This is a genomic window from Roseateles sp. AC306 (genome assembly GCF_979253795.1).
The window spans coordinates 85,143-107,846 of the sequence record NZ_CEEDEB010000014.1 but is presented as its reverse complement, the minus strand read 5'-3'; the positions used below and the strand labels follow the sequence as shown (position 1 = coordinate 107,846).

At 67.2% G+C, this 22,704-nt stretch carries 23 protein-coding genes; 13 read left to right on the top strand and 10 right to left on the bottom strand.

All coding sequences use genetic code 11. The features are described 5' to 3' along the window. Nucleotides 1-25: 25 nt before the first annotated feature. Entirely contained in the window at nucleotides 26-1,012 is a 987-nt protein-coding gene (locus AC0IZJ_RS22670; RefSeq protein ID WP_471853831.1) for a questin oxidase family protein, read from the bottom strand. Between AC0IZJ_RS22670 and soxR the strand changes: the two genes are divergently transcribed. From soxR to AC0IZJ_RS22620, 10 genes are all read left to right on the top strand, one after another. Next, nucleotides 974-1,582, top strand: coding sequence for a redox-sensitive transcriptional activator SoxR (gene soxR / locus AC0IZJ_RS22665; RefSeq protein WP_471853830.1), 609 nt, complete (start codon nucleotides 974-976; stop codon nucleotides 1,580-1,582). The genes AC0IZJ_RS22670 and soxR overlap by 39 nt on opposite strands. 49 nt (nucleotides 1,583-1,631) lie before the next feature. Beyond that, the gene (locus AC0IZJ_RS22660; protein WP_471853829.1) at nucleotides 1,632-4,205 is read left to right on the top strand and encodes a PKD domain-containing protein; all 2,574 of its coding nucleotides are present in this window, start codon (nucleotides 1,632-1,634) and stop codon (nucleotides 4,203-4,205) included. 149 nt (nucleotides 4,206-4,354) lie between these two features. After that, nucleotides 4,355-5,131, top strand: a complete 777-nt coding sequence (locus tag AC0IZJ_RS22655; RefSeq protein ID WP_471853828.1) for a ferredoxin--NADP reductase — start codon at nucleotides 4,355-4,357, stop codon at nucleotides 5,129-5,131. A 164-nt stretch (nucleotides 5,132-5,295) separates the two neighbouring features. After that, the gene (locus AC0IZJ_RS22650) at nucleotides 5,296-6,423 is read left to right on the top strand and encodes a hypothetical protein (RefSeq protein ID WP_471853827.1); all 1,128 of its coding nucleotides are present in this window, start codon (nucleotides 5,296-5,298) and stop codon (nucleotides 6,421-6,423) included. After that, on the top strand, nucleotides 6,420-8,063 hold the full coding sequence (locus AC0IZJ_RS22645) for a substrate-binding and vWA domain-containing protein (RefSeq protein WP_471853826.1): 1,644 nt from the start codon (nucleotides 6,420-6,422) through the stop codon (nucleotides 8,061-8,063). Before AC0IZJ_RS22650 ends, AC0IZJ_RS22645 begins: the two co-directional genes overlap by 4 nt. Further along, on the top strand, nucleotides 8,060-8,710 hold the full coding sequence (locus AC0IZJ_RS22640; protein WP_471853825.1) for a hypothetical protein: 651 nt from the start codon (nucleotides 8,060-8,062) through the stop codon (nucleotides 8,708-8,710). Before AC0IZJ_RS22645 ends, AC0IZJ_RS22640 begins: the two co-directional genes overlap by 4 nt. Further along, nucleotides 8,707-9,903, top strand: coding sequence for a toxic anion resistance protein (locus AC0IZJ_RS22635; protein ID WP_471853824.1), 1,197 nt, complete (start codon nucleotides 8,707-8,709; stop codon nucleotides 9,901-9,903). Before AC0IZJ_RS22640 ends, AC0IZJ_RS22635 begins: the two co-directional genes overlap by 4 nt. A gap of 14 nt (nucleotides 9,904-9,917) precedes the next feature. Further along, complete coding sequence (locus AC0IZJ_RS22630; protein ID WP_471853823.1) at nucleotides 9,918-10,277, top strand: hypothetical protein; 360 nt, start codon at nucleotides 9,918-9,920, stop codon at nucleotides 10,275-10,277. Nucleotides 10,278-10,637: 360 nt separating this feature from the next. Continuing rightward, nucleotides 10,638-10,871 (top strand): addiction module protein, encoded by a 234-nt coding sequence (locus AC0IZJ_RS22625; protein WP_471853822.1) that lies wholly within the window; start codon nucleotides 10,638-10,640, stop codon nucleotides 10,869-10,871. After that, a complete protein-coding gene (locus tag AC0IZJ_RS22620; RefSeq protein ID WP_471853821.1) occupies nucleotides 10,868-11,164 on the top strand; it encodes a type II toxin-antitoxin system RelE/ParE family toxin in 297 nt (98 codons plus the stop codon). Before AC0IZJ_RS22625 ends, AC0IZJ_RS22620 begins: the two co-directional genes overlap by 4 nt. A 208-nt stretch (nucleotides 11,165-11,372) precedes the next feature. On the opposite strand, the gene AC0IZJ_RS22615 is transcribed toward AC0IZJ_RS22620, so the two are convergent. The 6 genes from AC0IZJ_RS22615 to AC0IZJ_RS22590 all read right to left on the bottom strand — a co-directional run bounded on the left by AC0IZJ_RS22615 (nucleotide 11,373) and on the right by AC0IZJ_RS22590 (nucleotide 15,929). Next, entirely contained in the window at nucleotides 11,373-12,188 is an 816-nt protein-coding gene (locus AC0IZJ_RS22615; RefSeq protein ID WP_471853820.1) for a LytR/AlgR family response regulator transcription factor, read from the bottom strand. Nucleotides 12,189-12,207: 19 nt separating this feature from the next. After that, nucleotides 12,208-12,615 (bottom strand): hypothetical protein, encoded by a 408-nt coding sequence (locus AC0IZJ_RS22610; RefSeq protein ID WP_471853819.1) that lies wholly within the window; start codon nucleotides 12,613-12,615, stop codon nucleotides 12,208-12,210. Continuing rightward, nucleotides 12,612-14,015 carry a sensor histidine kinase gene (locus tag AC0IZJ_RS22605; RefSeq protein ID WP_471853818.1) on the bottom strand — a complete coding sequence of 468 codons (1,404 nt, stop codon included), beginning with the start codon at nucleotides 14,013-14,015 and terminating at the stop codon, nucleotides 12,612-12,614. Before AC0IZJ_RS22605 ends, AC0IZJ_RS22610 begins: the two co-directional genes overlap by 4 nt. Nucleotides 14,016-14,242: 227 nt before the next feature. Continuing rightward, nucleotides 14,243-14,812, bottom strand: coding sequence for a YceI family protein (locus tag AC0IZJ_RS22600; protein ID WP_471853817.1), 570 nt, complete (start codon nucleotides 14,810-14,812; stop codon nucleotides 14,243-14,245). Between the two features lie 33 nt (nucleotides 14,813-14,845). After that, nucleotides 14,846-15,379: a YceI family protein gene (locus tag AC0IZJ_RS22595; protein WP_471853816.1), complete on the bottom strand. Its 534-nt coding sequence runs from the start codon at nucleotides 15,377-15,379 to the stop codon at nucleotides 14,846-14,848. A gap of 13 nt (nucleotides 15,380-15,392) precedes the next feature. Beyond that, nucleotides 15,393-15,929, bottom strand: a complete 537-nt coding sequence (locus AC0IZJ_RS22590; RefSeq protein ID WP_471853815.1) for a cytochrome b — start codon at nucleotides 15,927-15,929, stop codon at nucleotides 15,393-15,395. A gap of 237 nt (nucleotides 15,930-16,166) precedes the next feature. Between AC0IZJ_RS22590 and AC0IZJ_RS22585 the strand changes: the two genes are divergently transcribed. Genes AC0IZJ_RS22585 through AC0IZJ_RS22575 form a run of 3 tightly spaced genes read left to right on the top strand, consistent with a single transcriptional unit; the run spans nucleotide 16,167 to nucleotide 20,048 of the window. Then, nucleotides 16,167-17,291, top strand: a complete 1,125-nt coding sequence (locus AC0IZJ_RS22585) for a TRAP transporter substrate-binding protein (protein ID WP_471853814.1) — start codon at nucleotides 16,167-16,169, stop codon at nucleotides 17,289-17,291. A gap of 49 nt (nucleotides 17,292-17,340) precedes the next feature. After that, nucleotides 17,341-17,919, top strand: a complete 579-nt coding sequence (locus AC0IZJ_RS22580) for a TRAP transporter small permease subunit (RefSeq protein ID WP_471853813.1) — start codon at nucleotides 17,341-17,343, stop codon at nucleotides 17,917-17,919. Then, nucleotides 17,916-20,048 (top strand): TRAP transporter large permease, encoded by a 2,133-nt coding sequence (locus AC0IZJ_RS22575; RefSeq protein ID WP_471853812.1) that lies wholly within the window; start codon nucleotides 17,916-17,918, stop codon nucleotides 20,046-20,048. The genes AC0IZJ_RS22580 and AC0IZJ_RS22575 overlap by 4 nt, the downstream gene beginning before the upstream one ends. Here AC0IZJ_RS22575 and AC0IZJ_RS22570 read toward each other — a convergent pair. The 3 genes from AC0IZJ_RS22570 to AC0IZJ_RS22560 all read right to left on the bottom strand — a co-directional run bounded on the left by AC0IZJ_RS22570 (nucleotide 20,039) and on the right by AC0IZJ_RS22560 (nucleotide 22,669). Continuing rightward, entirely contained in the window at nucleotides 20,039-20,953 is a 915-nt protein-coding gene (locus AC0IZJ_RS22570; protein ID WP_471853811.1) for a DMT family transporter, read from the bottom strand. The genes AC0IZJ_RS22575 and AC0IZJ_RS22570 overlap by 10 nt on opposite strands. Before the next feature lie 94 nt (nucleotides 20,954-21,047). Then, a complete protein-coding gene (locus AC0IZJ_RS22565) occupies nucleotides 21,048-21,767 on the bottom strand; it encodes a site-2 protease family protein (RefSeq protein WP_471853810.1) in 720 nt (239 codons plus the stop codon). Further along, on the bottom strand, nucleotides 21,767-22,669 hold the full coding sequence (locus AC0IZJ_RS22560; protein WP_471853809.1) for a DUF2167 domain-containing protein: 903 nt from the start codon (nucleotides 22,667-22,669) through the stop codon (nucleotides 21,767-21,769). The genes AC0IZJ_RS22565 and AC0IZJ_RS22560 overlap by 1 nt, the downstream gene beginning before the upstream one ends. Between the last annotated feature and the right edge of the window lie 35 nt (nucleotides 22,670-22,704).

Below are 22,704 nucleotides of genomic sequence, written 5' to 3'. Positions count from 1 at the left end.
CCAGTTTACTGGAATTTACATTCCATCAAACTGGAATGATGCGTTCGACGGCGCGGCGCCAGGCGGGGTCGGGCCAACGGCGTCCCAGGCGCCAGGCGGCGTGGGTGAGCTTGATGACATGGGCGTCGTCTTGCGCGCAGGCGGCGGAGATCAGCGCCGGCCAGGGGCGGCTGGGCGGGCGGTCCAGCGCAAGCGCCGGTGGCGCGCCGCTGGCGAGCAGGCCGGATGCGGCGGCGACGCTGAAACCGCGTGCGAGTTCGGGCGCCGGCCACCAGGGCTGCAGCACGCTCATCGCGTGGCTCGCCGTCAGCAGGTGCAGCACGGTGAAGTTGCCGGTGGCGGCGTAGGTGCGGGCGGCCAGCACGGCGAGGTCGCGGCGCGTGTCAGGGCCATGGCGCAGGCGGCCGCCGATGGCGCCGAACTTTGGGGAATCGCCCCAGGCTTGCATGCGACCTGTGATGAGGCTGCCTGGCGGGTAGACGGGGCGCGGCAGCTCTGCCAGCGCCTTCAGCCACTCGGTCAGTTCCAGCGGCGGGCCGTCATCGGCCGTCGGCAGCGGCATGAAGTGCGACGCCCAATGCGCCAGGCCTGCTGCCAGTTCGCCCTCGTGACCCGCCAGCACGGCGTGGCCCGTGCGGATGAGGCCGTGGAAGGCGATGGCGCCCGCGCCGGGCAGCAGCAGGGCCAGCGCCTCGCGCAGCGCGGCACCTGAGCCCCGCTCGGCAATGAGCGCCGCAAAGTGGGCGCGCCAGGCGGCGTCGCTGTCCGGTCGGCCGAGGTCTCGCTCGACGACGATGCGCGCCGGCCGCGAGGCGATGCGCGGCTCCAGCAACGCTTCGCCGGCCTCCGTGAAGGCCTGCAGCCGCGCGGCCGACGCGCCCAGCTCCAGAAGCGCCTGCTGGGCCATCGGCAGGTGGTTGCTCATCTGGCCGCGGTAGGTGGCGGACAGCGCCTGGCCGGCGTCGAGCAGGTGGTGCAGCTGGGCGATGCTGGCGGGGACAACGATTTTCATCAGCAGGGGGACCTCGTCCGTGGGAACATGGCCGCCATGCTCGAAGTTGAAGTTGACTTGAAGTCAAGCACCTCGTCGGCAACCCTGCTGACGATTGGCCAGTTGGCCCGGCGCGCGGGCGTCGCGACGAGTGCCTTGCGCTTTTACGAAGCCGAGGGCCTGCTGGCCGGCAGCCGCAGTTCCGGCGGCCACCGCCAGTACCCGCGCCATGCGCTGCGCCGCGTCGCCTTCATCCGCGCGGCGCAAAACGTCGGGCTGACGCTGCCGCAGATCAAGGCCGCGCTGGCCACTCTGCCCGACGGCCGCACGCCGACCAAGGCCGACTGGACGCGGCTTTCCGCTGGCTGGGCCCCGCTGCTGGACGCGCGCATCGCGGGCCTGCAGCAGCTGCGCGAACGGCTGACGGGCTGCATCGGCTGCGGCTGCCTGTCGCTGAAAGCCTGCGCGCTCTACAACCCGCTGGACGTCAAAAGCAACGAGGGCCCGGGCGCGCGCATGCTGGCCGTGGCCGTCGAAGCGACCCCTCAAACGCGGGCAGTCCCGGTAAAAGTGACATCGAACCCTCACTAACATCCGCCCTCGACCGGCCAGTCCAAGGCGCGGCGTTCAGGGAGTGATCATGATCAAGACGATTCGGCACGCGGCCGTGGCTGCGTGCGCAGCCGCCGCTTTGCTGGCTTTGAGTGCCTGCGGTGGTGGCGGGGGTAGTGGTGACGGCAGCGCGCCCACCACGAACCCGGTGGCGGCCGACCCGCCGACCGCAGTCATTCGCGCGACGGCCCTGGCCGTCACGACGACGGGCAATGCCACGGTGCAGGCGCCGGTGGGCAGCACCCTGACGCTCGATGGCACAGGCAGCACGTCTGTGTCGGGCGGCATCACCAGCTACCTGTGGACGGTGACGACCAAACCCGCCGGCAGTACCGCCACATTGCAGAACGCCACGACCGCGACGGCCACGTTCGCGCCGGATGTGGCGGGCGCTTACCAGTTCACGCTGCAGGTCGGGGCCAACGGCACGACGGCCAACACCATGCTACCGGTGACCGTCACTGCCGCAGTGCCGGTCGTCAACGTCGATGCGTCGGTGAGCTTCGCCGGCCCCACGAACATCCGTCCCACCCAGTCCGTGTCGGTCGGATCCGTCATCGCACTGGACGGCGCGGGCAGCACCGATGCCAACGGCGGCCCGGTGACGCTGGCGTTCTCGCTGCTGTCGGCCCCCGCTGGCAACACCGCGACGCTGGCCACCACGGGCACGACGGCTCGACTGACGCCTGACGCCGTCGGCGCCTACCAGGTGCGCGTGAGGGCGACCTCGTCGTCCGGCCTTTATGCGGATGCGGTGCACACCTTCGATGCCGCCAAGCTCGCGCCGGCGCTCGCCGTGTCAACCAGCGTGTCGACGGTGGTCGCCAACAGCAGCCTCGACGCGGCGGTGGGCAACATCGTGTCGCTGGACGGCGGCGGCTACTGGTTTTCCAACGTTGAGGGCACCTGGGCGGTCGCGGGCAAGCCCGCCAACAGTGCGCTGGCGCAGCTGACCAGCACGTCCGCGTGGGCCGTGAGCTTCGTTCCCGACGTGGCCGGCACCTACACGCTGCAATACACGGCCGTGGACCGCAACACCGGCGTGTCGGCCATCCACCGGGTCGCCGTCAAGGCCGACTGGGGCCCGGTGGCCATCGTGTCAGCCAGCGCAGCGCCTGTGGCCCAGGCCGGCGGCCCGGCTTATGTCGCTGCCACCGGCAGCGCCATCACGCTGCGCGGCACGGGCAGCCAGGATCCGGCGGGCGGCGCCCTCACCTACAGCTGGGTGCTGGACACGCTGCCGGCAGGCAGCACGGCCAGCCTGAGCGCCGCCACCACCGCCACGCCCAGCTTCACGCCGGACAAGGACGGTCGCTACGCAGCCACGCTGACGGTCACCAACCCGGCAGGCCTGCGCGCGGTTCAATCCGTCACCGTCGACGTCGGCTACTATGCGCCGGTGGTGGTGCTCGACCGCAGCCAGGCCATGGTGCTGCAGGGCGGCAGCATCACGGCATCGGCAGCCAGCAGCTACAGCAAGAACAACGCTGGCACGCTGACCTACCAATGGGCGCTTGACACCCGCCCAACGGGCTCCAACGCCAGCATTGCCACGCCGAACGGCGCCGCGCTGAGCTTCACGCCGGACGTTCCCGGCAGCTACTACGCATCGGTCACCGTGACGGATGGCCAGGTCAGCGCCGTGTCCGGCGTCAGCATCACCGTGCTGAGCGCCACTGCGGGCACCGTGCCGCTAGCCTACAAGCCGCTGCTGACGCGCTTCAGCAAGTCGCAGAACAAGCTGGTGGTTGTTTCTGCCAACCCGAACCAGCTGCATCTGGTCGACCCCTCGGCGGGCACCGATGTCGCCATCGCGCTGCCCACGGCGGTGAAGGCCTTGTCGCTGTCGGCCGACGGCCGGCTGGCAGGCCTGCTGCATGAGGGCAGCGTCAGCCTGGTGGACGTCGTTGCCGGTTCGCTGCTGGCCACAACGGGCACGGCAGGCTCGCAGACGGACGTGTTCACGGCCAACTCGGGCATCGTGTTCGTGGCGGGCTCGAACTCGTGGCCTTACACCAGCACCGTCGCCATCAACGGGCGCACGGGTGTCACGCTCGGTACTGGCAGCCTCTACAGCAGCTCCAGCAATCCGCGGGGCGTGATGTCGGAGTCGCTGGGCCGTGTGCTGATCGGCGACTATTCAACGCTGTACTGGACCGGCGTCAATGTCAGCACCGGCAGCTTCACGGGTTCGAACGGTCAATCGTCGACGAACTACTCGGCACCCAATCCCATGTGGCTCTCGGGTGACGAGTCGTTGCTGTTCACCAGCGGCGGCAGCTACTACAGAACCTCGGACCTGCAATACCTGGGCACACTGGGCATGGCTGCCCTGTCGGTCAGCCACAGTGCCACCGCGGCAGAGGCCCTCGCGGTGACCAACAACGGCACCAATACATCCCAGTACGCCGAAGTGCTCAAGCGCTTCACCGGTTCGCTGCTGTTCCCTGCCGGCGACGTCCGCCTGCCGCTGATCAACGGTGCCCAGTCGTACGGCCTGGCCGTCTACCACGCCAGCGACGACAAGCGGGTGGCGGTGGTGCAGACGGGCAGCAACGAGGTCCAGGCCAGCGGCGTCCAGTACTTCCTGATCGTGCGCTGACCCACACGGCCGGCCCCTCGCGGGGTCTGCCGTGAACCTGGCTGGAACTGACGCGAAGGCCGTCAACGCAATTGCTTGACCCTTATGTGACGGGCGGATATCACTTCCGGGCGAAAATCCCGGGGTTAACCCCGCCAAGATCAACGCCCATGAGTGCCTTCCACGAAGAGACCGTCCTGACCGTCCACCACTGGACCGACCGCCTGTTCAGCTTCACGACGACGCGCGACCAGGCCCTGCGTTTTTCCAACGGCCACTTCACGATGATCGGCCTGAAGGGCGAGAACGGTAAGCCGCTGCTGCGTGCCTACAGCATCGTCAGCGCCAACTACGAGGAGAACCTCGAGTTCCTGAGCATCAAGGTGCCGGACGGCCCGCTGACCTCGCGCCTGCAGCACATCAAGCCGGGCGACAAGATCGTCGTCGGCCGCAAGCCCACCGGCACGCTGCTGGTGGACTATCTGCTGCCGGGCAAGAACCTCTATCTGCTGGGCAGCGGCACCGGTCTGGCGCCCTTCATCAGCATCGTGCGCGACCCGGTGACGTATGAGCGCTTCGAGAAGGTCGTCGTCGTGCACGGCGTGCGCCACGTGAACGAGCTGGCCTATCACGACCATCTCACGGTCGACCTGCATCAACACGAGTTCCTCGGTGAGTTTGCGAGCGAGCAGCTGCTGTACTACCCGACCGTGACGCGCGAGCCGTTCAAGAACACCGGCCGCATCACCGACCTGATCCAGACCGGCAAGCTGCAGGCCGACCTGGGCCTGCCGCCGCTGGACCCCGAGACCGACCGCATCATGCTGTGCGGCAGCCCCGAGCTGCTGAAGGACATGCAGGCCATGCTGGAAGTGCGCAACTTCAAGGAAGGCAGCACGACGACGCCGGGCGACTACGTGATCGAGCGGGCGTTCGTGGAGAAGTAAACCGGCAGGCCCTGCCGCGTGCGCGGCGGGCGTGCAAGGCGTTCGCGGCTGAATGACTCTCAGCCAATCGCTCAGGTAATTCCTGACGGCGCCTGACTTTCGGCTGTGCCCCTGAAGCGGGCACACTCCGCACCTGTCCAGATCGACAGGAGCAGACAAGCCAGATGAACAACCCCAAGCGCATCGCCGGCACCCTCATCGTGCTGGCCGTGTTCGGCAGCGCCCTGTTCTGGGCGCTGCGCAGCAACCAGCAGACTCAAGTCCTCGAACATGAGCAGGCGGTCGTCGCCCAGACGGCACCGCTCAAGGGGCTGATCGCGGTCGACGTGGAGCCCTTCTTCAAGGATGAGCGCGTCGCCAAGCTGCTGGCCGCCCAGCGCCTGCCGGTGCAGGCCGTGCGCGTAGGCAGCCGCGACATGGCGGGCAAGCTGGACGAAGCGCCGGACTTCTTCCTGGCCAGCGGCGTGGTGGCCGCCAACATGATCCTGGACGCGGCGCGCAAGGCCAACAAGCCGGCCACGCAGAGCTCGCCGTTCCACACGCCGCTGGTGGTGGCCTCGTGGGAGCCGGTCGCCAAGATACTGGTCGCCAACCAGATGGCCAAGCCGCTGGGCCCCAAGGTCTACGGGCTGGACATGGAGAAGCTGACCGAGGCCATGCTCGCCAAGAAGCGCTGGCGCGACTTGAAGGACAGCGGCGATTACGCCGTGTCGCGCAGCGTGCTGGTGTCGACGACCGACATCCGGCGCAGCAACTCGGCGGCGATGTACCTGGCGCTGACCTCGCAGGCGCTGAACGGCGAGGTCGTCAGCGACCGCACGCGCGGCAATGCGTTGGCGCTGAAGCTGGCCGAGCTGTTCAAGCGCCAGGGCTTCCAGGAGAACTACGTCAACGGCGCCTTCGACGACTACCTGTCCATCGGCATGGGCAAGACGCCGCTGGCCTTCATCTACGAGAGCCAGATGCTGGCCCAGGCGCAGAAGAACGGCGGCGGCGGCCTGCGGGCGGAGATGGTGCTGATGTACCCGCAGCCGACCATCGTCAACAAGCTGGTCATCGTGGCGATGAACGAGCGCGGTCGCAAGCTGGCCGAGCTGCTGGCGACGAACAAGGAGCTTCAAGCCATCGCGCTGGAGCAGGGTTTCCGCACCGGCGACCCGGCTGCGTTTGCCGCCACAGCCAAGCAGGCCGGGCTGGCCGTGGACACGCAGTTGCGCCAGGTCGTCGACCCGCCGGGCTTCGATTTGATGTTCGACATGATCGACACCGTCAGCCGGGAGATGAATCAATGATGCGGCGCCTTGCCCTTGTCGTGCTCGCCGTGGCGCTGTCTGCCTGCGGCAAGAAAGAGGACGCGCCCATCGCCCAGACGGCGCCGTCTGCGGCCAAGACCACGCTGCGCGTGCTGGCCACCAGCGACCTCAAGGACATCGAGCCGCTGGCCGCGCAGATCGAGGCCGCCACCGGCGTGGCCGTGCAGTTCCGCTTTGGCGGCACGATGGAGAGCACACAGGAGGTGCTGAGCGGCACGCCCAACGCCGACGTCGCCTGGTTTGCCAACGCCAAATACCTGCTCAGCGACGCCGCCGGCCAGGGCCGCGTGAAGCTGCAGGAAAAGATCATGTTGTCGCCCATCGCCGTGGGCGTGAGCGAGAGCGACGCGGCTCGCTTCGGTTGGAACAAGGCCGATGCCAAGCTGACCTGGGCCGATATCGCCCGCGCCTCCAAGCAGGGCCAGCTGCGCTATGCGCTGTCCAACCCGGCCACCAGCAACCAGGGCTTCATGGCGCTGCTGGGCGTCGTCGCGGCGACGGGCGGCAAGGGCGAGGCGCTGACGGCAGCGGACGTGGACCGGCAGGCGATTGCCGACTTCCTGACCGGCTACAAGATCGTCGGCGACAACTCCACCTATCTGGCCGAGCAATTCACCAAGCTGCAGGGCACGCGCGCCAACGCCTTCATCAACTACGAGAGCTGGCTGCTCAGCCTGAACGCCAGCGGCAAGCTGCGCGAAAAGCTCCACCTCATCTATCCGTTCGAGGGTGTTTCGACGGCGGACTACCCCTTCATGCTGCTCAACGACGCCAAGCGGGCCGACTACCTCAAGGTGGTCGACTACCTGAAGGGCGACACCGCCCAGTTGTGGCTGGCGAGGCAGACGCTGCGCCGGCCCATGAAGGCTGAGCTCGCCGCACAGGTGGCTGACATCCTGCCCGCGCGCGGCTTCCAGGTCGAGCTGCCGTTCTCGCCCGACCGCCAGCTCGCTGATGGCCTCATCGACGCCTATCTGAACGAGTTCCGCAAGCCCATTGCCAGCACCTTCGTGCTGGACACCAGCGGCAGCATGCAGGGCCAGCGCCGCGAGCAGCTGGTGGAGGCCATTCACTACCTGGCCGGCGCCGATGCGTCGCTGACCGGCCGCGTGGCCAAGCTGACCAACCGCGAAAAGCTGTGGTTCCTGCCCTTCAGCGACCGGCCGCGCGAGCCGGTGCTGTTCGAGATTCCGGCCGGCAGCCCGGTGAAGAAGGGCGTGGCGCCGCAGGCCGACACCGACGCCAAGAAGGCCGAGCTGCAACGCGTGCGCGACGCCGCCGACGGCCTGCGCATGGCCGGCGGCACGGCGCTGTACGACTCGGTGCTGGCAGCACTCAACCACATGCTGGAGCAGCGCAAGCTCAAGCCCGACTACCAGTACTCGGTCATCGCCTTCACCGACGGCAAGAACACCGTGGGTCGCAACCTGGACGCCTTCAAGCAGGCCTATGAGCAGATGCCCGAGGACGTCCGCGGCATCCCGGTCTTCATGGTGCTGTATGGCGACGCGGCCGAGGCCGACCTGAAACAGCTCGTCGCCATCACCGGTGGCCGCGTGTTCGATGCGCGCAAGACGCCTTTGTATGCGGTGTTCAAGGACATCCGCTCTTACCAATGACATCGCTTTTCCGATGGCTCAACGCACCGGCCAACTGGTGCGGCCTGCTCGCGGCAACCGCCGTGCTGGTGCTGAAGGCGCTGGGCCTGCTCGGCGGCCTGGGCCTGGGTGTGGCAGCACTCGGCTACGCAGGCGGTCTTGTCGTCGGCGCGATGTGGTGGGGCTGGCCCAGCTTCAAGGAGGCCGAGTGGGAGGCCTTGGAGTTCAAGGACGAAGGCGATGCCCGCGAGGCCATGAGCCGGGCGCTGGGCGGCGTGCGGCGGCTGACCGAACACAACCCCGGCCAGCGCATCCCTGGCCCGCTCGCCACGCGCATCCAGCATCTGTGCAGCAAGCTCGAAGCGCTGCTCGACCAGTGGGAGCGCAGCAAGGGCCAGCTGCCGTTGCAGGAGAGCTTCCATGCGCGGCACATCGCCATCAGCTACCTGCCCGACGCGCTGAACACCTATCTCAGCATCCCGCCGCAGTTCGCCACCAAGAAGCTGCTCAGCAACGGCATGACGGCGCAGGCCACCTTCGAGGGCGTGCTGGCCGAGCTGGAGGGCAAGGTCGAACAGCTGGGCGATGACCTGGCCGGGCAGGACGCCCAGGCCTTTCTGCGGCACAGCGAATTCCTGAAGCAAAAGTTCGGAGCCAAGACACCATGAGCGACACCACCACCAAGCCCGCCTTCACGCTGACCGCGCCCGAGGTCATCATTCCCGTCGAGCCGCCGCAGGCCGTCGAGGCCGTGCCGCTCAAGCCCGAGGTGGCCACCCAGGTCGACCAGCAGGTGCAGCGCTTCATCGACGCGCTGGAGAAGGAAGACCTGCACAGCGAGCCCTTCAAGGCCCGCCTCGACAGCGCCTTCCAACTCGGCCGGCAGGAGATCAGCCTGGCCGCCAGCCTGATGCAGGGCAGCCTGATGCAGCGCAACTTCGTCGGCGCGACGGACACGCCGGCCTACAAGGCCATTGCCGCCATTCGCGGCCAGCTCGACGAACTGAACCCGGGCAAGGACGGCGATCTGCTGCAACCGCGCAAGCTGCTCGGGCTGATCCCCTTCGGCAACAAGCTGGAGGCCTATTTCCGCAAATTCGAAAGCGCCGCCGGCCAGCTGCAGACGAGCATGACCCAGCTCTACGCGGCCAAGGACGGCATCCAGAAGGACGTCATCGACATCGAGTCCACGCGCGGCAAGCTGTGGGAGGCGATGCAGTCCCTGGCGGCAGCAGCGCGCTTCGCCCGCACGCTGGACACGCGGCTGGCCGAGCGCGTGCAGGCCTTACAGGCAACCGACCCCATCAAGGCCAAGGCGCTGGAGCAGGAAGTGCTGTTCTACGCCCGCCAGAACCTCGCCGACATCCAGACCCAGCAGGCCGTCTGCGTGAACGGTTACCTGGCGCTGGACGTGCTGAAGAAGACCGGCCGCGAAATGATGATCGGCTGCGACCGCGTCGCCACCACTGGCATGAGCGCCCTGGCCGTGGCCCAGACCGTGGCGCGCGCCACCGGCAACCAGATCGAGGTCATGAAGATGCTGCAAGGCGTCAACGCGACCATCGGCAACCTCATCAACCAGACCGGCCAGGCGCTGAACCAACACGTCGACCAGACGGCCGAGTTCGCGTCCAACCCCATGCTGGGCATCGAGCAGATCCAGTCCATGTTCGACCAGACCTTCCAGGCCATGGACGCGATGGACAACTTCCGCTCCAAGGCGATTGCGACCATGGGGGCGAACAACAAGCTCATCGAGGCGCAGTTGCAGCGTGCGGATGGCTATGTGGATCGCGTGCGGCAGCAGCAGGCGCGGGCGGCGGTGTCAGGTGGGGATGTGGCGGGGCCGGTGAAGCTCTGACCGAATGAGTCGTCATGCACGCAACTACGGTTCTGGTCGGCTTCGTTGCGTTGCTGATCGTCGCATGGCCGATTGCCTCGCTCTTGGTGGGCCTGCACTCTGCATTCACTGGTCAGTGGCTGCGCATCGGCAAGGTATGTCTTCTGATTCCGCTGTGGGCCGTCGCGCCAATGCTGGCGGTCGTTGAGCTGGGGCCATTCATCGCAGCCCCGGATGCGCCAGAGCCTACGGGAGGTGCCGTGCTTCTTGTCCGGCTGCTCATCGCCACGGCGGCGAGCGCCTCGGCTTGGTGGCTGCTGGTGGCTTGGTGCCGCCAGCAGCAGGGGCGAGAAACGGTGTCGGGTGAAGAGGCGGCGGGGCCGGTGAAGCTCTAGGAGACAGCGTCTGGCGCCGGGACGCGGCTGCACGCAATTGCTCCGTGTCCCCCGGCCGCTGCGCGACCTCCTCCTTTACCTGCGCAATTGCGCGCAGCCGCATCCCGGCTTTTCCACCAGAAGTGTTTCGCCGCAAAAACCAGTGCAGCGATTAGCGGGAGTGCGGGCAGGCCTGATGCGAAGGTAAAGGAGGAGGCTCGCGCAGCGGGCCGGGGGACACGAAGCATCAGGCCTGCCCGCGCTCCTGCGCCCACCCAGCCCCGTAGTTGCGGTCGCAACCCCGACATTCAGCGGATCAGTCGACGTCGGATCCGCCGGGCTTGGCCGCCGACGTAGACTTTGTGGGCACAAGGAGCTGCCATGCACGATCAAGTCGCTGAACTGGTTCAGAAGGGGCGCCTGCTGCCCCCGGAGGAGCGTGAGCGCCTTGTCGATGGCCTGCTGGAGTCCTTGAACGAAGGGGCGTCTTCGGCGCTTGATCCCGCATGGGAAGCTGAGATTGAGAAGCGCTTGGCCGAGTACGACAGAGGCGAAGTCCAGGCTATCGACGGAGAGGCAGTTTTTGCCAAGGCGCGCAAGCTTGCCAACGGATGAAGGTCCGGTTCCTACCCGCCGCAGAGCTCGAATTCTTGAGAGAGCTCGCGTACTACGCGAAAGCCAGGCCGGGTTCGGCGGCCAAATTCGAAGCGTCCGTTGAAGCGGCCTCCAGCATGGCCGCGCGCCATCCGCACGGTGGAGCGCCGTCGTACAACGAAACGCGGACCTTTCGCGTCAAGGGTTTCCTGTTCAGTCTCGTCTACCGAGCTTCTGCAACGGAGGTCTTGGTTGTCGCCATTGCACCGCACAGCAAGAAGCCCGGCTATTGGACCTCGCGCGTAGACGCCTAACGCCTTGCTCAACCGCCGGGTAGGCCGAGTCGAGACTCGCCATACGAGGATGCGTGGCAACGGTGATAGCGGGTCGCGAGCCGCCCTACGAGCGTTGAGGCGCTCAGCCCGTCTTCGCCAATCGGTGCGGAACCCGACGGTCCCGGTGTGCAACGCCACGCCGCCGACACAGGCCAGCAACGCGCCCCGGGTCAGCTGGCGCATGACCTCACATGCCCTTGAACAAATGCGTGTAGCTCCGGCTCACTTCCAGCTTCTCCGTCAGCCCCTTCACGCCCACCAACTGCCGGCCACGGAAGTCGCGCGTGATGCCATCGATGGCCCGCGCGTTGACGAGCGTTGAGCGGTGCACCTGCCAGAACACCTGCGGGTCCAGCTCGTCCACCAGCTCCTTGATGGGCTTGCGGATCAGCGCTTCGACCTTGGCCGTCTGCACGCGCGTGTACTTCTCGTCGCTGATGAAGAACAGTACATCGTCGACCGGGATCATCTGGATGGCCTGGCCGACTGTCGCCTGGATCCATTGCAGATAGCTCGGCTTGCCGCTCGGGTTGATCTGCGATGACAGCTTGTGCAGCAGTTGCTGAAGCGGCGCCGACGAGGTCTCGACCGACTCGCTGCCTTCGCGCTGCGCCAGGCGCTTCTTGATGCGCGCCACCGTCAGCTGCAGGCGCTCGCGCTCGGCGGGCTTGAGCACGTAGTCGGCCACGCCCTGCTCGAAGGCCTCGACGGCGTACTGGTCGTAGGCGGTGATGAAGACGATCTCGGGCACGAGCCAGTCGTCGTCTTCCGGCAGCTGGGCGATCTGCCGCGCGGCGTCCACACCGGTCAGGCCCGGCATGCGGATGTCGAGGAAGACGAGGTCGGGCTTGTGTTCCTTCGTCAGTTCCACGGCTTCGAGGCCGTTCTTGGCCTCGGCGACGATCTCCAGCTCCGGCCAGACCTCGGTGAGGCGGCTGCGCAGCTGTTCGCGCATCAGTCGTTCGTCGTCGGCCAGAACGGCGCGGATAGGTGCATTGCTCATGGCCGCCGATGCTACTAGCTCAGACCGGCTCGGTCCGCGCCACAGCGGTGTTGGCACGGCGGCGGTTGCGCAACACGACGAACAGCAGCAGGCCCAGCAGGATCACCGGCGAACCCAGCAGCGCGCCGACACCCAGCAGGCTGGCGACGACAACGGTCAACACGCCGCCGACGATGAGCAGCGGCAAGGCCACGCCCAGCAGCAGCACCAGCGGCAGCACGATGACGCAGACGATGCCGGCGACGAAGAGGCCGATGCTGGCGCCCAGCCAGTCGCCGAAGTCGCTGCCGCCGAAGAAGAACTCGCCGTCGTCCAGCACGATATGCATGTCGGGGCCGTGGTGGTTGAGCAGCGCGAAGCCGCCGAACATCGCCATCAGGACCATCAGCGCAGTGCCGATGAACAGGATCTTGAACAAGGTCTTCATGCTGCGACTCCTTCGTCGTTGCGGCTGCGGTAGGGCACGGTGATGGTGACCACGGTGCCCGAGGGTTGGTTCTCGGTGACGGTGACGCTGGCGCGGTTGCCGTGCAGCAGCTGCAGGCGCTCGCGGATGTTGGCCAGGCCCACGCCGGTGCCGCTGGTGGCGGCGCGGCCGAAGCCCAGGCCGGTGTCGGCCACGGTGACGGCGAGCTTGCCGTGCACGATCTCGGCCTTGACCCTGAGCAGGCCGCCCTCGGCCTTGGGCTCCAGGCCGTGTTTGATGGCGTTTTCCACCAGGCCCTGGATCATCATGGGCGGGAACTCGGCAGACATCAGGCCCTCGGGCACATCGATCTCGGTATGCAGGCGCTCTTCCATGCGCATCTTCAGGATCTCGAGGTAGGGCTTGATGACGGCCAGCTCACGGCCCAGATCGCGCACCGCGCCGTTGGCATTGGCCTCGCGCATGGTGGGCATGGAGGCCCGCAGCAGCGCGATGAGGTTCTTTTGCATCTTGCTGGCGGTGGGCGGGTCGGTCTCGATGAGGTGGTCGATGCTCGCCAGCGTGTTGAACAGGAAGTGCGGCTCGACCTGGGCCTGCATCGCGGCCATGCGGGCCTCGATGACCTGGCGCTTCAGCGCCTCGCTCTCGGCGTTCTCGGTGGCCTGAGCCGCCTTCACCTCAGCCTGGATGCGGCCCTTGTACATGGCCTTGATGACGGCGGAAGCCAGCACCCACAGGATGGCAAGGTCCACCATGGAGTCGCCCATGCGGATGACGGTGACCCTGCGGCGCGACTGGGCCTGCGCCTCGCTGACCTCGGCCGTTGCCTCCTCCAGCGCGCGTTGGGCGTCGGCGGCCTGCTCCTGCGCCTGGCGCACCTCGTCGGCGTCGTGCTTGAGCTGCTGCAGCTTGTCCTTGGCTTCGTCCAGCGCGGCGCGGATGTCCTCGGGCCGGGCGCTCTTGGGGAAGTCGATCTCGATGGCGGGGGCGGTCTCGGCCGGCTCGCCGTTGGCGGCGCTGGCGCCGGACGCGGCCGGCACCGGGCGGAGGTGAACGCCGCGCTCGTCGACCTTCAGCTCGTAGGGCACGCTCTTGGCGGCCTTCCTTGCCTGCTCGGCTGCCTGCTTGGCTTTCTCGGCGGCCTTCTTGAGCTGACGGCGGGAGTCGCCGTGGTCCTGCTCCTCGACCTGCTCGCTGATGCGCCAGGTGAAGGGCGGCAGGTTCTTCAGCACGTTGACGCCGATCAGCAGCGCCAGCGCCAGCAGCACGAAGCGCTTCCAGCTGATGCCGACCAGCCAGCCGGCGTAGGCATGGAAATAGCGCAGCACGGTGGCTGAAAGGCGCTGCCAGCGCTCGAGCCAGAGCTTTTGCTGGGGGCTGGGGGTGAAGGAGGGAGTCATGGCCTGTTTGTCGTCGTTGATGCCACTGTACGCAGGGGTGTCTGGCCACGCGCTGCCCGGGCGACGCGCCGGCCGGTGCGGGTGACGAACTGCATGGGTGCGCGACAGGCCGTCCGGCCCGGCGTGACACCCTGGTGACGGCCCCGTGAATACGTCACGGACGGCCGCCGACTGACCAGCAAAAAGCCCGCCGAAGCGGGCTTGTCAGATGCGGCGACCGGCAGCGCTTACTGCTTGATGGCCTCAACCTCGATCAGCAGTCGGATCGCGTCCGGCGTGACGGCGGGCAGGGCGTAGTTGATGCCGAACTGGCTCCGCTGGAGGGTCGTTTCAAAGTCGCCACCGCAGACCTCGCGCTTCAGGCGCGGGTTTTCGTAGCAGTTGAAGCCGGTGGCCGTCAGCGTGACCGGCTTGGTGACGCCGCGCAGCGTCAGGTCGCCGGAAACGCTGGTGACCTTGTCGCCATTGAAGGTGAACTTGTCGCCGACAAACTTGGCCGTCGGGAATTCCTCGACAGCGAAGAAGTCCTTGCTCTTGAGGTGGCCGTCGAAGGGGACAACGCCGGTGGAGATGGAAGCCATGTCAATGGTGAACTCGACCTTGCCGGTCTTGGCCGTCTTGTCCAGCGTGACGCTGCCTTCCTTCTTGTCCCAGCGGCCGCGCAGCGTGCTGGTGCCGAAGTGCTTGGCCTCGAAGGTGACCGCCGTGTGGGTCGGGTCGATGGCGTAGGTGGCGCTTTGTGCCTGGGCAGCGCCAGCGGCGGCAAGCAGGGCGGTGAGCAGCAGTGCGTTCTTCATCAGGGGAGCTCCGGGGGTGGGGGAAGGAAGAGGTTACAGGCCCGCGAAGGCCAGCTTGAATTTGACGGTCACATCGTTGGCGACGACCGAGGTGTCGGCCCATTCGCCGTCGCCGATCTTGAAGTCCAGGCGCTTGATGGGCAGTGCCCCTGAGGCCACGCCATTGGCGAGGGTGATGGGCACGACGACATCGCGCACGGCGCCCTTGATGGTCAGCTTGCCGGCCACGTCGTACTTGCCTGGGCCGGTGGCCTTGATGCCGCCGGACACAAATGTGGCCTTGCCGTTGCGCTTGGTGTCGAACCAGGGCGTCTTGGCGAGTTCGGCGTCGAAGCTGGCATCGCCGAGCGACACGCTGCCCAGGTCGACCGTGAAGGCGATCTTGCCTGTCTCCGGCTTCTTGGGGTCGAAGTCCAACTGCGCTTCGAATTTCTTGAACTTGCCGTCCACCGGCACGCCCATCTGCTTGAAGGTGAAGCTGAGGTCGCTCTTGTCGGCTTGCAGGGTGGCCGCCTGGGCAGGCAGGATCGCCGCAGCGAGCAACAGGGCAGAGAGAAGTTTGGTCATGTGGGATTCCTGATCAGGAGCGGCGCAGCGACATGCGGGCCAGCAGCCCGTCGCGGTCGATGAAACGGTGCTTGAGGGCGCCGGCGACGTGGGCCAGCACGAGCAGGGCCAGCCCGTAGGCGGCGAACTTGTGCAGCTCCTTCAGCGTATCGGCCAGCGCTTTGTCCTTGGGCACGAAGTCGGGCAGCGGCAGCACACCGAACCAGACGATGGGGAAGCCCGCCGCCGAGCTGTAGGCCCAGCCCAGCAGCGGCACGGCGAAGAAGGCGATGTAGAGCAGGTTGTGCGTGGCATGCGCGGCGAACGCCTGCCAGGCGGGCATCGGCAGGTCAGCCGGCGGGCGGTGCGTCAGGCGCCACAGCAGGCGCAGGGCAGCCAGGGCCAGGATGGTGACGCCGGCCCACTTGTGCCAGTTGTAGAGCTTGAGCCGCGTCAGCGAGAACGGCAGGTCGGCCATGTACAGGCCGACGCTGAAGCTGCCGATGATGGCCAGCGCCATCAGCCAGTGCAGCACGACGGCAACGGAGGTGTAGCGGGTGGCAGTGCTCATCATGGCTCGCAGTGTGTTCCTCGCTGGCAGGCAGTCGGTTCACCGACCTTGTCGCCATTGTTCAGCGAATTTGAATCGCTGAGGCCGGACACGCTTGAGATGACCCGCGGCCACCACTGGGTTTGACCCAGTTGCGCGCAGCGAGGGCGCGGCCAGACAGTCGGGCACCGCGGCCAGCGCGCCCGGCCGCAGTTCTGTTCGAGGCGCAGCCAAACATATCCAATTGGAGACAAGCCCATGACCCAGACACCCAGTGCACGTCGTCGCTTCATCAAAACGGCCGCCGCCACCACAGCTGGTGCCGGCGCGCTGGCGATGCCCATGATCTCGACGGCACAGACCGTGAGCCTGCGCTTCCAGTCCACTTGGCCGGCGAAAGACATCTTCCACGAGTACGCCCAGGACTTCGCCAAGAAGGTCAACGACATGGCCGGTGGCCGCCTCAAGATCGAGGTGCTGCCTTCCGGTTCGGTGGTGCCGGCCTTCCAGCTGCTGGACGCGGTCAACAAGGGCACGCTGGACGGCGGCCACGGCGTCGTGGCCTACCACTACGGCAAGAACACGGCGCTGGCGCTGTGGGGCTCGGGCCCGGCCTTCGGCATGGACCCGAACATGGTGCTGGCCTGGCACAACTACGGCGGCGGCAAGGCCATGCTGGCCGAGATCTACGCGGCGCTGAACATCGATGTCGTGTCCTTCCTGTACGGCCCGATGCCGACGCAGCCGCTGGGCTGGTTCAAGAAGCCCATCGGCAAACCGGAAGACCTGAAGGGCCTGAAGTTCCGCACCGTCGGCCTGGCTGTCGACGTGTTCAAGGAGCTGGGCGCGGCCGTCAACCCGCTGCCGGGCGGCGAGATCGTGCCGGCGCTGGACCGCGGCCTCATCGACGCGGCCGAGTTCAACAACGCCTCCAGCGACCGCCTGCTCGGCTTTGCCGACGTGGCCAAGACCTGCATGCTGCAGAGCTTCCACCAGAGCGGCGAGCAGTTCGAGATCCTGTTCAACAAGGCCAAGTACGACGGCCTGCCGGCGGAGCTGAAGGCAGTCATCGACTACGCCGTGCAGGCCGCCAGCGCGGACATGAGCTGGAAGGCCATCGAGCGCAACAGCACCGACTACAACGAGCTGAAGAAGGCCGGCGTGAAGTTCTACAAGACGCCCGACAGCGTGCTGCGCGCGCAGCTCGCTGCGTGGGACAAGGTCACCGCCGCCAAGGCCGCCGAGAACCCGCTGTTCAAGAAGGTGCTCGATAGCCAGAAGGCCTTCGCCCAGCGCGCCGGCGGCTGGCAGAACGACTACACGGTCGACTACAAGATGGCCTACAACCATTACTTCCGCGCCGCACCGGCCAAGAAGGCCTGATCCGGACGACGAACCAAAGGGGCCTCGCGCCCCTTTTTCCTGCCCGCCCATGAAAACCCTGCTGCTCGCCGTGGACCGGCTGTCCACCTGGATCGGCCAGGCATTCGCCTGGCTGATCGTGCTGCTGACCGCGTTGATCAGCTGGGAGGTGTTCTCCCGCTACATCCTCAACGAGCCGCACGACTGGAACCTCGACGCCCAGCTGATGGGCTACGGCACCCTCTTCATGATGGCCGGCGCCTACACGCTGTCCAAGAGCGGCCATGTGCGCGGCGACGTGCTCTACGGCTTCTTCCAGCCGCGCACGCAGGCCGCCATCGACCTGACGCTCTACATCGTCTTCTTCCTGCCCGGCATCGTTGCGCTGACCTGGGCCGGCTGGACCTTTTTCCAGGACGCGGTCGCCATCCGCGAGTCCACCTTCAGCGCCACGCCGCTGCCGGTCTACCCGTTCAAGGCCGTCATCCCGCTGGCGGGGCTGCTGCTGCTGCTGCAGGGCATCGTCGAGATCGTGCGCTGCCTGCAATGCCTCCAGACGGGCGCCTGGCCGAGCCGTGAGCAGGACGTCGAGGAAGTCGACGTCGACAAGCTCAAGCAGATGGTCCACGCAGACGGAGCCACGCCATGAAGATCCGCAAGGAACTCTGGTTCGGCTTCGTGCTGATGGCGCTCATCGTCGCCGGCACCGGCTTCGTGCTGATCAGCGCCGAACAGGTCACGCGCGGCCACCTCGGGCTGATGATGCTGGCGCTGGTCGTCGTGGCCATCATGCTCGGCTTCCCCACGGCGTTCACGCTGATGGGCATGGGCATGCTGTTCACCTGGCTGGCCTACGACTTCGACACCGGCAAGACGCTCGCGCTGATGGTGCAGAGCGCCTTCAAGGTGATGGGCAACGACGTGCTCATCTCCATCCCGCTGTTCGTCTTCATGGGCTATCTCGTCGAGCGGGCCAACCTGATCGAGAAGCTGTTCAAGAGCCTGCACCTGGCGATGGCGCGCGTGCCGGGTTCGCTGGCGGTGGCCACCATCTTCACCTGCGCGGTGTTCGCCACGGCCACCGGCATCGTCGGCGCAGTCGTCACGCTGATGGGCCTGCTGGCGCTGCCGCAGATGCTCAAGGGCGGCTACGACGTGCGCATCTCGGCCGGCGCCATCACGGCCGGCGGCTGCCTGGGCATCCTGATACCGCCGTCGGTGATGCTGATCGTCTACGGCGCCACGGCCGGCGTGTCGGTCGTGCAGCTGTATGCCGGCGCCTTCTTCCCCGGCCTGATGCTGGCGGGCCTGTACGTCGTCTATGTCGTGGTGCTGGCCAAGCTCAAGCCGGCGCTGATGCCACCGCTGTCCGCCGCGGATCGGCATGTCAACCTGCCGCCGCTGGCCGAGCGGCTGAGCGACGGGCGCCTGCGCGCCGCGCTGCCGGCGCTGTTGAAGGCGCTGGGCCGCGAGCCGAACAAGGGCCCGGTGCTGCGCCAGCTCGGCGTGGCGCTGCTGCCGGTGGCGCTGGTGCTGCTCGTCGCCGGCATCGGCTGGCTGCATGCGCACAACCCGCGCGCGGCCGAGGTGCCCAGCGCCGATGCGCCGCAGGTGATGGGCAGCGAGGCGCCGCCGCCGTCGAGCGAAGGCGGGCTGGCAGAGCCGCCGCCCGAAGCGCCCACCGACGGCGGCCTGGCCGAACCGCCGAGCGAAGCTGCGAGCGCCGAAGCCGGCGTCGCCGAACCGCCGGTCACAGAGCCCGTCGCTGCGCCTGCTCCCGCCGCCATCGCTGAACCCGCCGAGGCCGCGTCGGCCGCAGCCATGCCGCCCGCCGGCACCGGCCGCAGCTGGATCGGCTGGGCGGTGACCGCCGCAGTCCTCGTCGGCTTCTACGCGATGCTGAACTTCCAGCGCCTGGAGATCTTCAAGCTGCTGCTGACGAGTTTCTTCCCGCTGCTGGTGATGATCCTGTCGGTGCTGGGCTCCATCGTCTTTGGCCTGGCCACGCCCACCGAGGCGGCCGCCGTCGGCGCCTTCGGCGGCTATGTGCTGGCCGCCATCTATTCCGTCATCAACAAGCGCGCGCCGGGCGAGCGGCGACCGCTGTTCATTGTCTGGCTGCTGCTGTGGCTGCCCTTCCTCGTCTGCGTGGGTTGGTTCCTGGCGCACAAGGAGGGCCTGGCTGCGCAGCCCGTCAGCGTCGGCTTCGGTGCCATCGCCGGCGCCGGCGTGCTGCTGTGGGCGGTGCTGGCCTACGGCCAGGCGCGGCTGCAGACGGAGGTGCGCGAGTCGGTCTTCCTGACCGCCAAGACCAGCGCCATGGTCTGCTGGCTGTTCGTCGGCTCGGCCATCTTCTCGGCCGCCTTCGCACTGCTGGGCGGCCAGGAGCTGGTGGAGAAGTGGGTGCTGGGCATGAACCTCAGCAAGACCGAGTTCTTGATCCTCAGCCAGCTGATCATCTTCATCCTCGGCTGGCCGCTGGAGTGGACCGAGATCATCGTGATCTTCATGCCCATCTTCATCCCGCTGCTGGACAACTTCGGCGTCGACCCGCTGTTCTTCGGCCTGCTGGTGGCGCTGAATCTGCAGACCGCCTTCCTGAGCCCGCCGGTGGCGATGGCGGCCTTCTACCTGAAGGGTGTGGCCCCGCCGCACGTGACGCTGAACCAGATCTTCGTCGGCATGCTGCCCTTCATGGGCATCCAGGTCATCGCCATCGTCATGCTCTACATCTGGCCCGCCATCGGCCTGTGGCTGCCGAAGGTGCTCTACGGTTGACGTGACGGGCGGCTGACAAGAAACACGCCGCCGAGCACGAGCACCGTACCGATCACGATCCACGCGTTCATCGGCTCGCCCAGGATGAGCACGCCCATGATGAGCGTGCTCATCGGGCCGACCATGCCGACCTGCGACGACAGCGGCGCGCCAATGCGGGCGATGGCCATCATCACCATCAGCACCGGCGCCACCGTGCAGGCCGTTGCGTTCAGCAGCGACAGCCACAGCACCGGCTCCGGCACGAGGAAGGTCGACGCCGGCCGCAACAGTGCGAACTGCGCGATGCACAGCGCGCAGGCCACCGTGCTGGCCAGGCCCGCCAGCCGCAGCGAGCCCAGCCGCTGCACGACCTTGCCGCTGAGCGACAGGTACACGGCATAGCTGACCGCGCTGGCGAACACCAGTGCCGCGCCGATGGCGGTGCCTGGGCCTTCGAAGCTCAGCTCGTGCGCGAACACCGCAACGACGCCGGCATAGCTGACTGCCATCGCGATGACCTGCCGCGCCTGCAGCTTGTGCTTGAACCACAGCACCGAGATCAACAGCACCAGCGTCGGGTTGAGATAGAGGATGAGCCGCTCCAGGCTGGCCGTGATGTAGGCCAGGCCGGCAAAGTCCAGGTAGCTGGCGAGGTAGTAGCCGGTGAAGCCCAGCACGCCGATGTCGCGCCAATCCTGCCGCGTCAACGGCGGCTTGCCCCGGCCGGCCCACGAGGCCATCGCGAGGAAGAACGGCAGCGCCAGCAGCATGCGCCACATCAGCAGCGTGACCGCGTCGACGTCGTGCCGGTAGGCCAGCTTGACGATGATGGCCTTGCCGGAGAAGCCGATGGCGCCCAGCACGGCGAGCAGCAGGCCGGGCCAGAGTGAACGGGAAGTCGATGCTCGCGACGGCTCAGGCATGAAGCCAGTCTAGGCCGCACACCCTGCGCGTGCGGCGAACCTTGAGCTTGCGAAAGCGGTGGGCATGGGCCCCGCGACCACCGCTTTCGCGGCGCTAAATCCGTGCGTGGGCAAGCATCTCGTGCACGTCGTGGCACATGACGGCGAGGTAGGCAGCCAGCACGAGGTAGTAGGTCGCGTACTCCCACTTCACGGCCGCCGGCACGGCGTAGTAGGTCTGCGCCTCAACGCTGTCGGCGCGGTGCTTCCAGGCCTTGATGAGCTGCGGCCAGGCCAGCAGGGCCATCAGGATCAGCATGGGGCTGGGGCGCCAGAAGAACAGCGCCACCAACATCGGCGCGCCCAGCAGCCAGATGCGCGGCGACAGCACCGCCGTGATGCGGCCGCCGTCGAAGGGCGAGATCGGGATCAGGTTGAACAGGTTCAGAAAGAACCCGCTGTAAGCCACCGCTAACAGCCAGTCCACGCCCCAGCTTCGTGCCATGAGGTAGACCACCGTCGCACCGACCGTGCCCAGCAGCGGCCCGGCCAGGCCGACGAAGGCCTCGGTCTGCGCGTCGTGCGGCATGTCCTTGAGCTCGACCCAGGCGCCAACAAAGGGGATAAAGGTCGGCGCGCCGACGTTCAGCCCCTTGTAGCGCGCCGCGATGAAGTGGCCCATCTCGTGCACGAACAGCAGCACGATGAACCCCGCCGCATACCGCCAGCCGTAGATCCAGGCGTAGACGACCAGCGAGATCAGCATGCTGCCGCCGGTGACGAACAGCTTGCCGAACTTGGCGCCCGTGAACAGCAGGGCGAGGAGCTTGAGCATCAGGCGGCCGGCTCGCTCGGCTTCTTGCGCTTGACGAACTTGGTGATGACGGCACCGCCGCCGATGGCGGCAATGAAGATGACTTTGGCGAACTTGGCCAGGAAGGCAAAGATCACAGCCAGCAGGCCCAGCTTCTTGGCGCCCACGCCGAGCACCAGCGCCGCGAGGCCGTACTCGGCGACGTGATCGGTGGACTCATTGAAGTCCTCGTAGCGCTTACCGTTGTCGAACTCCAGCGCGCCGAGCAGCGCCTTGGCCTCGGGCTTCTCGGCCGGCAGGTCCTTCAGCTCGGTGACGAAGTTCAGGCTGAGGTAGCCCTCCCGGCCGAGGGCGTAGGTGTTGTAGTTGACGCCCTGGCCGGCATCGGCCGGCGCGCCCTTTTCCTTGGAGCTCATGGCCCAGACGAGGCGGTGCGTGGTCGCCTCGTAGGCCGGCACCTCGGCCCAGCCGGTGATCTCCAGCGCCGGCACGCCCATCTTCTTGCGCTCCTCGTTGGCACCCTCGGTGCCTTCCTTGAAGCTGGCCAGCATTTCGTCGGCCTTCCACTCCTTGGCGTCGCCGTCCTTCACGTAGCCGGAGGCGATGTAGCGCAGCGTGGCAAACCATTGCTCCTGGCCCGCCGGGAAGATGACGCCCGACAGCTCGTTGTGCTCACCCGGGTTGCCCATGGCGCGCAGCAGCTTGCCGGCCTGGGGCTGCGGGATGAAGACGCGCCCGGCCGGCAGGTGCAGCGTGGCCTGGCCGGCGATGGCGATGTCGGCCGGGCCGGTCTTGGCGGCGGCCTTGGCCTCGGTCCAGGCGGGGTCCTCGGCGGGCTTGGCAGATGGCGCGTCGGCTGCATGAGCGACAAAGCCGAGGCACAAGCCGGCAGCGGCCAGCAAGCCGCGCACGATGTTTTTCATAGGTTCTCCCTGACGCAAAGGGCCGCAGTCTAGGC